Annotated in this window: 12 protein-coding genes; 8 read left to right on the top strand and 4 right to left on the bottom strand. The window is 71.2% G+C overall.

All coding sequences use genetic code 11. The annotated features are described in order from the left end of the window. Nucleotides 1-15: 15 nt before the first annotated feature. The gene (locus FHX73_RS29815) at nucleotides 16-1941 is read right to left on the bottom strand and encodes a S9 family peptidase (protein ID WP_145908990.1); all 1926 of its coding nucleotides are present in this window, start codon (nucleotides 1939-1941) and stop codon (nucleotides 16-18) included. A 269-nt stretch (nucleotides 1942-2210) separates the two neighbouring features. Here FHX73_RS29815 and FHX73_RS29820 point away from each other — a divergent pair, with 269 nt between their 5' ends. Both FHX73_RS29820 and FHX73_RS29825 read left to right on the top strand, forming a co-directional pair. Next, nucleotides 2211-2720 (top strand): SUKH-4 family immunity protein, encoded by a 510-nt coding sequence (locus FHX73_RS29820; RefSeq protein ID WP_145908991.1) that lies wholly within the window; start codon nucleotides 2211-2213, stop codon nucleotides 2718-2720. A 59-nt stretch (nucleotides 2721-2779) separates the two neighbouring features. Further along, entirely contained in the window at nucleotides 2780-3325 is a 546-nt protein-coding gene (locus FHX73_RS29825; protein WP_145908992.1) for an AAA family ATPase, read from the top strand. 12 nt (nucleotides 3326-3337) lie between these two features. Here the strand turns inward: FHX73_RS29825 and FHX73_RS29830 are convergent, their stop codons facing one another. Next, the gene (locus FHX73_RS29830; protein ID WP_145908993.1) at nucleotides 3338-3982 is read right to left on the bottom strand and encodes a DUF4232 domain-containing protein; all 645 of its coding nucleotides are present in this window, start codon (nucleotides 3980-3982) and stop codon (nucleotides 3338-3340) included. A gap of 163 nt (nucleotides 3983-4145) precedes the next feature. Next, nucleotides 4146-5207: a protein kinase family protein gene (locus FHX73_RS29835; protein WP_145908994.1), complete on the bottom strand. Its 1062-nt coding sequence runs from the start codon at nucleotides 5205-5207 to the stop codon at nucleotides 4146-4148. 271 nt (nucleotides 5208-5478) lie between these two features. Here FHX73_RS29835 and FHX73_RS29840 point away from each other — a divergent pair, with 271 nt between their 5' ends. Further along, entirely contained in the window at nucleotides 5479-6747 is a 1269-nt protein-coding gene (locus FHX73_RS29840) for an alpha/beta hydrolase family protein (RefSeq protein WP_145908995.1), read from the top strand. Here the strand turns inward: FHX73_RS29840 and FHX73_RS29845 are convergent. Next, complete coding sequence (locus FHX73_RS29845) at nucleotides 6712-7347, bottom strand: lysophospholipid acyltransferase family protein (RefSeq protein WP_145908996.1); 636 nt, start codon at nucleotides 7345-7347, stop codon at nucleotides 6712-6714. The two genes, FHX73_RS29840 and FHX73_RS29845, sit on opposite strands and share 36 nt — an antisense overlap. 340 nt (nucleotides 7348-7687) lie before the next feature. Here FHX73_RS29845 and FHX73_RS29850 point away from each other — a divergent pair, with 340 nt between their 5' ends. The 5 genes from FHX73_RS29850 (at nucleotide 7688) to FHX73_RS29870 (ending at nucleotide 13673) form a co-directional block, all read left to right on the top strand. After that, nucleotides 7688-7918 (top strand): hypothetical protein, encoded by a 231-nt coding sequence (locus tag FHX73_RS29850; protein ID WP_145908997.1) that lies wholly within the window; start codon nucleotides 7688-7690, stop codon nucleotides 7916-7918. Nucleotides 7919-8024: 106 nt separating this feature from the next. Further along, nucleotides 8025-11153, top strand: coding sequence for a type 2 lanthipeptide synthetase LanM family protein (locus FHX73_RS29855; RefSeq protein WP_145908998.1), 3129 nt, complete (start codon nucleotides 8025-8027; stop codon nucleotides 11151-11153). Then, the gene (locus FHX73_RS29860) at nucleotides 11150-12376 is read left to right on the top strand and encodes a sulfotransferase family protein (RefSeq protein ID WP_145908999.1); all 1227 of its coding nucleotides are present in this window, start codon (nucleotides 11150-11152) and stop codon (nucleotides 12374-12376) included. Before FHX73_RS29855 ends, FHX73_RS29860 begins: the two co-directional genes overlap by 4 nt. Before the next feature lie 11 nt (nucleotides 12377-12387). After that, on the top strand, nucleotides 12388-12939 hold the full coding sequence (locus FHX73_RS29865; RefSeq protein WP_145909000.1) for a hypothetical protein: 552 nt from the start codon (nucleotides 12388-12390) through the stop codon (nucleotides 12937-12939). Next, a complete protein-coding gene (locus tag FHX73_RS29870) occupies nucleotides 12936-13673 on the top strand; it encodes a hypothetical protein (RefSeq protein ID WP_145909001.1) in 738 nt (245 codons plus the stop codon). Before FHX73_RS29865 ends, FHX73_RS29870 begins: the two co-directional genes overlap by 4 nt. Nucleotides 13674-13924: the final 251 nt, after the last annotated feature.

Raw genomic sequence — 13924 nt, forward strand, 5'->3', positions numbered from 1 at the left:
CCAGTACGGGCGGACCTACAGCCAGCGGTCGCACCAGGCGCGGATCCGCCGGAGGGCGTCGAGTTGGTGGGCGCGCTCCTGCAGCCCGTGGCCCTCCCGGGGGTAGACGACGAACTCGTGCTCGACGCCGAAGCGGCGCAGCGCGCGATGGAAGTGGACCGCCTGGCCGAGCGGGACGTTGGTGTCCTCCTCGCCGTGCAGGATCAGCACCGGAGTGCGGATCCGGGACGCGTAGGAGATCGGGCTGTTCCGGTCGTGGAGGTGCGGCCCCGGCCCCTTCCAGCCGGTGCCGCCGCCGAGCACCGCGTCCATGACCCCCCAGTCGCCCGTCCCGGCCTGCATGCCCCAGTCGCTGATGCCGGCGCCCATGACGGCCGCCTTGAACCGCCTGGTCCGGCCGATGGCCCAGGCCGCCATGAACCCGCCGTGGCTCCAGCCGGAGATGCCCAGGCGTTCGGGATCGGCGACGCCCTCGGCGACCAGCAGGTCGATCCCGGAGAGCACGTCGGTCCACTCGTCGCCGCCCACCTCGCCCGCCACCACGGCCGCGAACTCATGGCCGTGGCCCGACCCGCCCCGGGGATTGGCCAGGAAGACCGCGTACCCGGCGGCCGCCAGCCACTGGCCGCAGTCGACCGGACTGAGCGTCAACTCGTCGGCATGGCGGAAGTACGGGCCGCCGTGCACCAGGGTGACGAGCGGGAACGGACCCTCCTCCCGAGTCCGGCCGACGGGGAGGATCAGCAGGCCGTCCAACTGGAGCCCGTCGCACGCCTGGTAGCCGAGCCGTTCCTGGACACCCCAGCGGATCTTGCCCAGTTCGGGACTGGTGTCGCTGAGTTGGCGCAGCGGTCCGTTCGCGGGGCCCGCGTGGACGTTCTTGGGCTCGTGCGCGGTGCTCGCCAGCACGGCGACGGTCTGCGCGGAGTGACTCACCGTCAGCCCGGCCAGCATGCCGGGCGCGCAGGACAGTTGATGGAACCGCAGCGACTGGGGATCGAGCCGGTACAGCGCGGTGTCCAGCCCGTCGGCGAACAGCGCCAGCGGCGGCCCGTCCGCGACCTGCACCAGCTCGGCGGGGCAGACGGACATGCCGACCGTGAGACTGCGCTGCTCGGCGACCGGACCGCTGGCCGGCGGGACCGTGTCGATCACGGCGAGCCCGCCCACCAAGTGCCCAGGGGTCACCGCCAGATGGGCCAGGCGCCAGTCGGCGTCGTGCTTCCACCAGACCGGGGAGTGGGCCTCGAATCCGACCGGGCCCAGGTCCTGGACGGCTCCCGTCCCCGGGACGACCAGATGCAGTCGTGCCGTCGTGACCCCGGGATCCAGCTCGGGGGTCGCCCAGCTCAGCACGGCCAGCGGCCCGCCGTCCGGACGCTCGGCCACCTCCACGACGTGACGGTCCCCGAGGCCGTTCACGGTCCGCACCATGCCGGTCGCGAGGTCGAGCAGCCGCAGCCGGGTGACCGGGAGATGCTGCCTCCAGACCTTCGCGTCGTCCCCCTCGGCCGCCCGGCGCGCGTCCTCCGCGCTGGGCTCGTCCTCGGCGAGCAGCGCGACGGTGCGGCCGTCGGCGAGCGGGTAGTGGTCGCTGATGCCGCCGCGCCAGCTGGTCAGGGACTCTGCCGCGCCGCGGTCCAGGAGGATCCGCTGGAGTTGGGCGGTGCCCCGCTCCGCGTGGTCGGAGGTGAAGTACAGCGCGGCCGAGTCCGGTGCCCATTTCGGGGCGGCGCCGTCGGCCAGCCGGCGCGGGGCCGCACTGCCATCGGCGGCGGCGACCCAGAGCGTGCTGTCCCCGCTGTTCGTGGCCACGCCGTAGGCGACCAGGCGACCGTCCGGCGAGATGGCCGGTGCCCCGGGGGTGGCCAGGTCCACCACCAGCTCGGCGGTGAGCAGGTCGGGCGAGCCGGGAACCGGTCGCGGTGCAGGGTGCGGCATGCTGACTGCCTTTCGCTCTCCGGGTACGACAAACGTTCATCCTGTCGCACGAACGAGCCTGTGTCAGCCGGGTTTTGGAGAATCAGGCCGCACACGACCCTGCCCCAGATGCCGAGTCACGACCGTTCCCCCCGAGCCGGTCTGTGTGTGAACGTAGCTGCTGGCACGGAGAGATCACAAGGTCGACCGTCGCACCGGGGCCTGCCGCGCGGTGGTGGGGACCGGCTCGCGGCTTCCCCGTGGCGCGGGAGTACGAGGATGATGTCCGCGTGATTCGAGACCTGCCGCCGTTGCCGTTGCCCGAGTACGTCGTGGTCCGTATCGGCTGCTCACCCGAGGTGCCTGCCGAGATCGCCGCCGATCTGCGGCAGTTCGGCGTACCGGCAGGGCTGATCGGCTACGAGTACCGGTCACTGGCCGAGGCGACAGTCCTCAGCGGGATCGACGGGAGCAGGGTGGTCGTCTTCGGGACCAGCGGCCTGTTCGGACTCGTCGCCATCGATGTGACTTCGCGCCGCATCGTGCACATCCCCGCACCCGAGTCTTCGACCGTCAATCACGTCAACAGGGACCTCGGAGCCTTCCACCGGTGCGTCGCGGCCGCCATCGCCCGCTTCCCGTTCTATGAGGAAGGCGAGGAGGACAGAGGCGACGAGGCGGCGGACGACCTTCGCGAACTCCTCGCCACCCTCGATGACACGGCACTCGCGCACAACGGGCTGTGGGAGACCCTGTGTGACGACATTGCGATGGGCGACTACGCGAACTGGCAGGGGTGAAGCACGTCAGCTGGAAGGCTGTGAGTCAGGTGGTGTTGGCGCCAGGAGGGAGGCCGGTCATGCAGGAGCTCGCATCCGCGGTTGTGGTCGTGACGGGTGTCATGGCGTCCGGGAAGTCCACCGTTGCCCAGCTGTTGGCCGAGCGGCTCCCGCGCTCCGTGCACCTGCGGGGCGACGGCTTCCGGCGGATGATCGTGTCCGGTCGCGAGGAGTTCACGCCGCAGCCGACCGCTGAGGCGACTGCGCAACTGCAACTGCGCTACCAGGCCTCTGCCATGGTCGCGGACCTGTACGCACAGGCCGGATGGACGGTCGTCGTCCAGGACGTCGTCCTCGGCGAACACCTCGTCACCTACCTCGACGCCGTGACGACCAGGCCCCTGTACCTGGTCGTCCTCGCGCCCACGCCCGAAGCGGTCGCGGCGCGCGAGGACGGTCGACCCAAGAGCGGCTACGGCGGCCCCTGGACAGTCGACCTCCTCGACGACGGCCTCCGCCGGGGCACCCCGCCCCTCGGGCTCTGGCTGGACACCTCGCACCAGACACCCGGCCAGACCGTGGAGCAGATCCTCGCCAACCTGGCCGCCGCCCGCATCGTCGGCTGAGACAGCGGTCTCCTACCGGGCGACCGGCGCGCCCATCAGCACGTGGTCGCCGCAGATGGTGATCTGCGCCGGCTTGCCGTGCTGGTCCACGACCGGGGCGCGGCCTGCGGTGTTGTCGCCCGGTGCGGTCACGTCGGCGGAGTCGGCGGTGACGGAGACGCAGTTGGCGCTGTCGGGGCCCTTGCCGTTGAACTCGGAGTAGTGGAGGGCGAGTACCGCCTGCTTGCCTGGGGCGAGGGTCAGCGGTGCGGGGTTGCCCTTGCCGGCCCCGACGGCCTGCGGGCCCTTGCCCACGTGGAATTCGAGGGTCGGGTAGCCGGCCAGGACGCAGCTCTGCGCGCCCGAGTTGACGGCGACGAGCTCGGCGTTCGCCGGGTCCTTGGTGTCGGGGGCCGCGTCGGCGAGCAGGGTGACCGTCCACTTCAGGTTCCGGGTCAGGCAGTTGGCCTGCCGCGCACCGGTGGATCCGGTGGATCCGGTCGGACTGGCGGACGAGGCGGCTGCCGGAGCGGCAGGTTGGGCCGCGATCGGCGCGGCGGGCACCGGCGCCGAAGAAACCGGCGCGGGCGCGGCGGCCTTCGCCGGGCCGGCCGTGCTGTCGGCGCCGCAGGCCGTCAGGCTGAGGCCGGCGAGCAGGGCGGGAACGGAGACCAACATCAGGGAACGCGAGCGCATGGGATCCCCCCGGATCTTCGGAACGGTTGGTGCTGTGTGCTGTCAGGGGTGAAGACAGCACGGGGGGATCGATCGGTTGCCCATCGCTGGGGATTTCCTGAGAGGAGTCTGAGTGCGCGCCGACCGCCGTCGGGATCCGGGTCCATCAGACGATGGACGAACTGCCCAGCCCGTCGATCTCCGCCATCGGATACGGAGTCTGCCTGCTCTCCAGTTGGAACCTGCGGTAGAAGTCCGTCATCACGGCGGCGAGCGGGGCGTGGCGGGTGAGGATCGCCGCGACCCGCGGTGGAATCCCCTCCGGGCGCACCCCTTCGGCACACGCGCGCACGAACGCACTGCGCTCCTCGCCCCGGTACCCGTAGAGGGCGGTGACCAGCCAGATCACCAGATGGGTGACGGAGTAGCAGCGGTCGTAGCTCCGGTGTTCGGCGAAGAAGTCGGCTTCCTCCTCGGACAGGTCGAACCGGGAGGAGATCGCCAGGCCGTAGTCCGCGAAGAACAGGCGCTCACCGTCGGTCAGGATGTTCTGGAAGTGGGCATCGAAGTGCAGGAGACCGTGGGCGTTCATGAATGAGGTCCCCGCCCGCAGTTGCCGTTCGACCATGGCGCAGGCCCGCTCGGCCGCCTCGTCACCGGCTTTGACCTGAGTACCCAGCCAGTCGTGCAGGTTCTGCGGGATGTACTCCAGGAAGAGTGCGATGCTCGCCGATGAATCGCGCACGGCCTCGATCCGGCGGCGCACCGCCGATCCGCCTCCCCAGTAGGCGACGGCCTTCTCTACGTCGGCCAGTTCCTCGGGAAGCGACTGCCCGGGGTGCGGCAGGACCCGCCAGTGGTACATCAACGGGAAGCCCTCGAAGTCCTGCGCGAGCACCCAGTTCGTCGTCATGGTGTGCACGGCCAGTTCCCTCCAGGCCCCGAAGCCCGGCCCCCCGATGAGCCCGACACCGAAGTGTGCGAAGGCCGGCAGCCCGAACAGGTTCGCCGTGGACCGGACGTTCTCCGGCTGCCTCTCCAGATCGCTCAGCGGGATTCGCTTGACGAAGACCGGGGTCCCGCCGATGTCCAGCAGCGCCGATGTCCCGCCGATGCCGGATCCCATCGGCTCCGCCGCATCCAGAAGGTCGCGCAGTTCGAGATCACTGCGCAGGGCCAGCGCGGTGGAGACGGCACAGTGGGCCGCCAGCCGCGCACCGCGCGACATGTCAGCACTCTCGACGACTGCCTCCACGTGAGCATCAACCTCCCTGAAATACCTGGGAGTCTACAAGTCGAGCTTTGACGTCAGTCGGGTTCCCGCTGATGGATCGTCAGCTGATCGGCGGGACGATCGACGGTTCTCCACCAGAGCCATCCGTTGTGCATCCCGTAGCCCGTTGTCGACGGACGGTCCGCCCCGTAGGGGAGCCCGGAAGCGTGATCTCCGGGTGGTTCCCTGATGGGTTCCAGGACACCGACCGCGCAGGATGGAGGACATGACGATCAATCAGAATGCCAAGGCCGCCACGACCACCACCCTGCGCGCCCTCGCCATCGGCGCCGTCGCCGCCGCCTGCACCGTGACCGCCGCACTCCCCGCCCAAGCAGCCCCGGCGGCCCCGGCGCCCGCCCCCGCCCACCACGCCCGCCACCTCACCCTCCCCGCCCCCACCGGCCCGCACCAGGTGGGGGAGGTGGCGCTGCACCTGGTGGACCGGTCGCGCCCCGATCCGTGGCACCCGGAGCAGCCGCAGCGCCAGCTGATGGTGAGCGTCTTCTACCCGGCCGCCCGCACCGCCGGGCACCCGGAGGCGCCGTACATGCTGCCGCAGGCGGCCGCGCACTTCGACTCCGTGACGGCGAACGACTACCTGCAGCTGGGCCTGCCGACCGGGCGGGCCGACTGGGCGGGCACCGACACCCACGTGGCCGAGGGCGCGCCTGCGGCGCGCGGGAGCTACCCGGTGGTCGTGTACTCGCCCGGGCTGGGGGAGCCGCGCACCTGGGACACCACGCTGGTGGCGGACCTGGCCAGCCGGGGCTACGTGGTGGTGACCGTCGACAACACCTACGAGTCCCCGGAGGTGCAGTTCCCGGACGGATCGCTGGCCACCATGACGATGCCGACCGACCCCGACGCCTTCATCCGCAAGGCGCTGGACGTGCGGGTCGCGGACACCGCCTTCGTGCTGGACCAGCTGCAGCGCCTGAACCGGGGTCAGCTGCCGGGCGCGCCGGCGGACCTGGCGGGCCGGCTCGACCTGTCGAAGGTCGGCATGTTCGGCCACTCGATGGGCGGCACGGCGGCCGCCGACGCGATGGCCGCCGACCACCGGATCGCCGCCGGCCTCGACATGGACGGCAACCTGACGAACCTGGACGGCTCGCTGATGCCGGTCGCCCAGCACGGCCTGGACCGGCCCTTCCTGCTGATGGGCAAGGACGGCACGACCGACACCGGCCCGGGCTGGAACGCCTTCGAGGCCAACACGCCGGGCTGGACCCGGCAGCTCACGCTGAAGGGCTCGCAGCACGCCAGTTTCACGGACGCCGAGGCGCTGCTCCCGCAACTGCTCCCGCGGGTGGGCCAGTCCGGGCAGGTGCGCGCGAACGACATCGGCACCATCAACCCGGCGCTCGCGATCCACACCACCGAGGCGTACGTGGCCGCCTTCTTCGACCACACCCTGCGCGGCTCCGCTGCCGCCGGCCGACTGCTCGACGGACCGTCAGCGAAGTACCCGGCCATGGAGTTCGTCCACTGAGCTGCGCCAGGCAGCGGTGACGGCGGCGTGCAGCACACCCGGGTCCGCCGACCGGACGGCCGCCCCCAGGTGCACGTGGTAGCGGGGGCGGCGCAGCGGGCCGGTGGCCAGGCCGGCCAGCTGCTTGGCGGCCGAGCCCGAGGTGAGCCGCCGCGCCCCGGCCTGGCCGAGCGGCACCACGGGCGCGCCGGTGGCGGCGGCCAGCCGGGCCAGGCCGCTGCGGAACCGCTCCGGCGGCGCCTCGCCGGAGTCCTGACGGTGCGGCAGCCCGCCCTCGCCGTAGATCAGCACCGACCGGCCCGCCGCCAGCGCGGCCATCGCCCCGGACAGTGCCTCGGCGGCCCGGGTGGTGCCCCGGTGCACGGGGATGTGCCTCTCCCGCCGCAGCGCCGGCCCCAGCACCGGTATCCGCCACAGGCCGGCGGTGGCCAGCACCGCCGGGTGCACGTCCAGCCGGTGCAGCGCGGCGAGCACGATCGCCGGGTCGGCCAGCGAGGTGTGGTTGGCGGCGATGATGCTGCCGGGGACGACGGCGGACGAGGCACTGACGGTCAGCGTGCCGAACACCGGCACCACGACGGAAGCGAGGCGGTTGAGCATGCCCACATGCTCCCGTGCGGTCGGCGCGTCGCGCCTGAGTACCCGTACTCAGCTCGGGTGGTCGTCCGCTCATGTGACACGTGATAACCCCGGAGGCTCACGTGGTCAATTCGGGCGGATTCCGATCATGAAATGCTGACGGACTCCGGCCCTTTCGGCCGGATGCGGCACTATCGGGGCAATCCATCGCAATGCAAGTTCTTGCACTACCAGGCAGGTCAATAGAGTCGAGACGCGGCGAATCCATTCGCATTCGAAAAGCGTAAGCGACTCTTGCCATTCCCTATCCGCCGTGTCAGCATGGCCAAAGTGACTGGCAATAGAGGAGGGGGTGAAAGATATGCTGGTCGAAAACATGGCGAAAGCCTGGGAGAAGCGTGCGGCTCTCGGGCAGGAAGTGGGCACAAGGCTGCCGCGCAATCCTGCGGGCGGTGCGGGCGCGGACCAGAGCTACCTCGATGCGATCGCCACTGGCGTCGCCGGTCCCGACAGCCTCGACAGCGGAACGTGGGCGTGCACCTTCAACACGCTCCCGGCGATCTGCTCGTCGACCAACGGCTGTACCAGCTGAGCAGGATCAGGCCGCCGTTTTCTAGTCGCCTGACGGTCTGCCTCCCGCCCTTTCGGCGGGAGGCAGACCGTGCAGAGCGCTGCCGAGGATCACAAGGGGGACAGTGGTGTCGAACGAGCGAGCGCTCCCGCGGCCATCGCGGGACGGTGACGCGACGGACGATCGAAGCGGCGACTCGCAGGCGGCGCCACTGTGCGACGGCTCCCGGTGCAGCCGCCCGGAGGACGAACGGAACATCGAGGCGTTCCGCGAACTGGTCGCGCGGCGCTGGGGCGGCCGGCCGCCGTTCGCGCGGATGCCCACCGAAGAGCTGGACCGGCGGCTGAGCCTGATCACCGCCGAACCGGAGGCCGCGCCCGGGGTCGAGATCGAGTTCGAGGCGTTCCGCGAGGCGATCCGCTCGCTGCGCACCAGCGGTTCGGGCGCCCCGGCCCGGTGGTCCGCGAACGCCGACCGGCTCGCCGAGTCGCTCAGGCCGGCGGCCGCCGTCATCGATGCGGCATTCGAGCTGGTGACGGGGATGGTCCGCCGGTTCGCCGGATCGGCAGCCGATCCCGACCTGGAACCGGATCCGGCCGGGATCGCGGAATCCTTCATGGCGAGCCTCGGTCAGGAGATGGAGAAGCTGTCGAGGGAGCGGTTCCTCGGCATCGTGGACGGATCGGGCAACCGGCCCGGGACCGACCACGCGACCGCCCTCGGCGTGATCGAGAACCATGTGGCCCGGCAACTGGCGGGGTTCGACCTGCTGCTGCGGCGACTCGACGGGGACCTGGCGCGGCTGCGCGACCTGACGGGGCGCCGGCACCTGGTGCTGAGCGGTGTGGAGCTGGCCGGCGACCTGCACGAGAACGGCGCGGTCACGATCCTGGAGTTCAGCGGCCCGGACGGGTCGGCCCGGGTGGTGTACAAGCCCCACGGACTCCAGCTCGATGTCGCCCTGGCCGGTCTCCTGGAACGCCTGGACGCGGCGCTGCCGGGCACCTTCCCACGAGTTCCCATCACCTTGGCCCGTGGTTCCTACGGCTGGCAGATCCATGTTTCCTGGCGTGAATCCGATTCGGCGGCGCAGGTCCGAGAATACTACCGGCGGATGGGCGGCCTGCTGGCACTCTCCTTTCTCCTGCGGGTGAACGACCTGCATTACGAGAATGTCGTGTGCGACGGCACCGTGCCGATTCTGGTGGATCCGGAATGCATGTTCGGAACGGCATTCGAAGCCACCTCGGAAGACCCCGACGGGCAACTCGAAACACCCGTCCGCACCGTGCTCCAGACCGGCCTCCTGCCGAATCTGCGCCGGTCGAAGGACGGCAGGCCCTTCGACATCTCCGCCCTGGGCGCCGTGGGTCCGCGCCATCGACCCGTGTCCCGGGTGTTCGTGGAGGCGAATGCGCCGGTCGATCCCGCCGACGACCTGACGACCGACTTGTGGCACCTCCCGGCGCTCGCCGGCAAAACGATCTCCGTGGCGGCCCACCCGGAGGACCTCATCGCCGGCTTCACCTCGGCCTACGACCTCTTCGTGCGGGAGCGCGAGACGCTGTCGGCGGCGGATGGCCCGCTGGCGGCATTCGACGAGTGCCGGACCCGCCTGCTGCTCAAACCGACCTGGGCCTACGGCACGGTGGTGCGACGCCTGATCCGGGAGTCCCCCCGGTGCGCCCTGCACCGCGAGGAGATCCTCAACGCCCTCTGGTCGACCCGCGGCTCCGCCTTCGGACCGACCGCCGAGATATTCCGCTACGAGCGCCTCGCCGCCCTCCACGGCTACGTCCCGACCTTCGCGCACCTGGTCCGCGGCCACGACCTGCTGATGGCCGACCGCGCGCTGACCGGCATCTTCTCGGTGACCGGCCGGGATCTCGTGCGAGCCAGGGTGCTGGGCCTCTCGGAGCGGGACAAGGACGTTCAGGTGAGGCTCATCAGGGCCTCGCTGGCGACGCTGCCCCGCGAGGGCGAGGACGTCCCGCGCACCGGCGGGAACGCCGCGGGCGCGCAGCCCCGGACCGACTCGAACCTGACGGACGATCACCTGACGGCGGCGGCAGCCGCCATCGGCGCCCTCCTCGGGCGGTCGACCCTGCGCACCGGCAACCGGTCGTGGTGGCTGTCCAGCCGCCCGGTCGATCCCGAGAGCAGGAGCCTGCACCAGGCGCTGCCGGGGCTGTACGACGGGACGGCGGGGATCGCCCTGTTCACGGGATACCTCCACCTCCTGACCGGTGGCGCCGAAGAGACCAGTCGGACGGCCGTGCGGGCGATGCAGGACGAGGCGGAGCTCCTGATCGGCCGGAACACCCTCGAAGACCTGGACCGCTACGGCGCGCTCGGTGTCTACGAGGGGCTGTGGGGCAGCGTCTACGCGGCCGCCTGCCTGGGACTGGGCCGAGGTGACGAACGCCTGCTCGCCTGGTCGGCGGAGCTCTGCCGGGCGCTGACCCCGGGAATCCGGCGGACCTCGCACTGGGACCTGATCAACGGCACGTCAGGAGTCGCCCTGGTGGCGACCCGGTTGGCGCTGGCACTGGGGGACGACGCCTTCGCCAGGGCCGCGGAGCAGGCCTTCTCCGCCACCGAACAGCAACTGACGGAGGTCTTCGAGAACGAGACGGTGCAGGCCGGCATGGCCCACGGCCTGTCCGGCCCGGCGCTCGCCTTCTCCTGGGGATCACTGCTGTTCGAGGGCCAGGGGTACGAGAAGGCCTGTGAGGTGGTGCTCAGCGCCGAACGCTCCCAGTGCTACTGGGACGAGCGCGGCTGGCACGACGCGCTCGGCGGGCCATCGGACAGCTGGCAGGCGACCAAGACGGAGGGCTGGTGCCGCGGCGCGGGCGGCATCGGCCTGGCCCGGCTGGCGATCCCCGCGACGCTGCACGACGGGCTCTTCGCGGACGAGATCGCGCTCGCCCGCAGCGTCCTGGAGCACCGGCCCGTGGCGACCGGTGATCTCGGCCTGTGCCACGGCGAGACGGGCACGCTCGAATTCCTGCTGGCCGGCGCCGGGGACGCGGGCCGGGCGGAGGCGATCCGCCGGCGCCACGGCGCGATGGCCACCGAGGTCCTGACCAGCCGCCGGGTGGTGCAGGAGCTGTCCACCGTGCCGAACCCGGGGCTCCTGCCGGGATTCGCGGGCGTGGGGTACGCACTGCTCCGCGCCGCGTTCCCCGGCCGGCTGCCGAACGTACTGACCCTGGAGGTTCCGCAGGCCGGATCGAACGGAGAGCGCTCGTGAGCACCTCGGCACGCATGGACCGTCCGACCTTCCTGCTGACCGGTGCCCGGTTCGGGTCCACCCTGCTGCGCATCCTGATCGACACGTACGAGGAGATCGCCTGCCCGCCGGAGACCGAACTCGCCGTCACCTGCCGCTCCCTGGTCCGCACCTGGCGGACCACCACCGGCGCGGCCTCGGTCGGCGAGCTTCCCGAAGCCGCGATCGAGGAGATCCGTCGCGCCCTGGCGACCCCGATGGAGTCGTACGCCAGGCAGTTGGGGAAGAACCGCTGGTGCGACAAGGCGTTGGACAACGTGTGGACGACCTCGCTGCTCTCGGCGGTCTTCCCCGACGCCAGGTTCGTCTGCCTGCACCGGCACGCTCTCGACTTCGTCGTCTCCGCCCTGGAGGCGGGAACCTGGGGCTTCTGGGCCTACGGCTTCGAGAAGTACGTGCGGAACAGCCCGGACAACCTGGTCGCCGCGATGGTCACTTACTGGTGCGACTACACGGAGGAACTGCTCGCGTTCGCCGGGTCGAGCCCCGGCAACGTGATCAGCCTCCGGTACGAGGACTTGGTGCAGGACACCGAGACGACCATGGGGAAGCTCGCCGGCTTCCTCGACGTCCGCCCCGCACCAGGCCTCGCGGAGGCGGCCTTCGAGGCGCCCCACGACCTCGGCGGCGGAGACCACAAGATCGCCTTCACCAGCGGCGTGCACAGCCGGAGCATCGGCACGGGCCGGGGCGTTCCCGTCTCGTCCGTCCCGGCCGAGCTGCTGGGGCGGATGAACCGCTCCCTCGAACGGCTCGGCCATCCGCCCGTCGGGCCGGAGTGGAACACGGAGGTGGTGCCGCAGCTGCGGGCCGCCGTGGCACAGGCATCCTCGGTGGACCGCCAGCGCGAGGTGCTGCGCTCGCTCCTCGGGCCCGGGGTTCCGATCACGCTCTGCGATCACGCCGACGATGCCGCCGCGAGCCGGGTGCTGTTCGTCGTGGAGGACGTGCCGGCCTGTTGGAGCCTCGACCTCGCGACGGGGAGCCTGGGCGTGTGCCACGCCGTCTGCCCGTCGGCCTGCCGGGTGCTCACCGACCTGGGGACGCTGCGGAACATCGTGGCGGAGCACCTGAACATCGGGACGGCGCTGCGCACCGGCAGGATGCGTGCGACGGGAAAGGCGTCCATGGTGGGCGCGGCGGTCGGCCTGCTCGCCAGGGTCCGCCCCGCGGACCCGGCCTGAACGGCGCGGTGATGCTCCTGCGCGGGCTCTTCGCGCTGGTCGCGGCGGGCTACCTGATCTACACCGTCCTGGTGCTGGCGGCCTCGATCGGCCCGCTTCGGCGCCGGCTGACGGCCCGGCCCGGAAAGAAGTACTCGCTGCTCTCGTTCATCCCCACCTGGGAGCTGTTCGCCCAGCCGCGTGGAGTCTTCGACCTGGACCTCTGGGTGGTCGTCAGTTCCGAGGGCCGCACCAGCCGGAGGATGTACCTCACCCGTCGGCCGTGGCGGTGGTGGTCGGTGATCGCCTGGCCGCAGTGGCGGGTGATCGGGCCCACCCGGATCCTCGGCATCAGGCTGGTGCAGGTCGCACGGGCGCTGCCGCCGGAGGAGGTCCGGCGGAGCACCTGCTACCGGAGGCTCCTGGCGGGCGTCAGGTACGCCATCGACCACGATCCCGGCATCACCGGATCGGGCCCGCCGCCGGAGTCGTTCCAGTTCGGGATCGACGTGTCGCACGGTTTCTGGGCCGCGACCGGACCGCGAACGGTCTTCGTCTCCGAGGTCACCCGGTGGTGCCCGTGACGGTGGATCAGCTCGACGTGGCGGCACGGCTGGCCGGCATCGCGACGGCACTCACCGGGCTGGAGCTCGCCGCCGCCCTCCCGAGGATCGCGTCCTGGCAGGTGCGACCCCGGTACTTCACCGCGCCGGGGGCGGTCCGCCGGTACCGGGCGCTGGCCCTGTTGACCGCCCTGCTGGGCTTGGACTTCGCCGTCCGCCCGGAAGACTGTCTGGCCGGCGGCGGACTGCTGGCCTGTCTGCTCCTGCTGCGCTTCACCGTCGCCCTGGAGGCCGCCGGTGACGGCGCGGACATCATGCTCGCGACCGTGCTCGTGCCGTTGGGCTGCTGGACGCACCTCACCGCACCGTGGATCCGCGACCTGCTGCTCGGCTGCCTCGCGGTCAAGGTGTGCACCGCGTACCTGCGCAGCGGCGTGGCCAAGCTCGCGGTGGCCGCGTGGCGAAGCGGCCGTCAGGTGGCGCTGATCGTCAACTCCCGGCACTACGGCGCACGGCTACCGGCCTGGCCGCTGCTGGAGTACCCGCAGCTGGCTCGGGCGGTCGCGTGGTCCGTCATGCTGGTGGAAGTCGTTGCTCCGGTGGCCGTGCTGATCGGCCATCAGGTGCTGCTGGTCTGGGCGGGCTGTGCCCTGCTGCTCCACGCGGGGATCGCGGGCGTCATGCGGCTCCCGAGGTTCATGTGGGCCTTCACAGCGGGGCTCGCGTGCCTGCTGGCGTTCCGGGGCATCTTCTGAGCCGCACGACCCGTGGCCGTGTCCGGCGTGTCCGCCGTGTCCGGCGTGTTCGCCGTCAAGCTGTCAATGGTAGCTCCACGGAACGGAGTTGGAGCAGATTCCGCAGTCGAACGCGTGTTGACGTACGTGATCCTGCATCCTAGATTCCATGAGCCGTCGTCATCTCGTCACGACCGGACCCGCCGATTCCGCACAACTCGGCTGACCTGGGCCCCGGTTGGTTCACCGACGTGTTGGCGGGGGCTTTTCCC

This window comes from Kitasatospora viridis, from assembly GCF_007829815.1.
In the GTDB taxonomy this organism is placed as follows: Bacteria; Actinomycetota; Actinomycetes; order Streptomycetales; family Streptomycetaceae; genus Kitasatospora; species Kitasatospora viridis.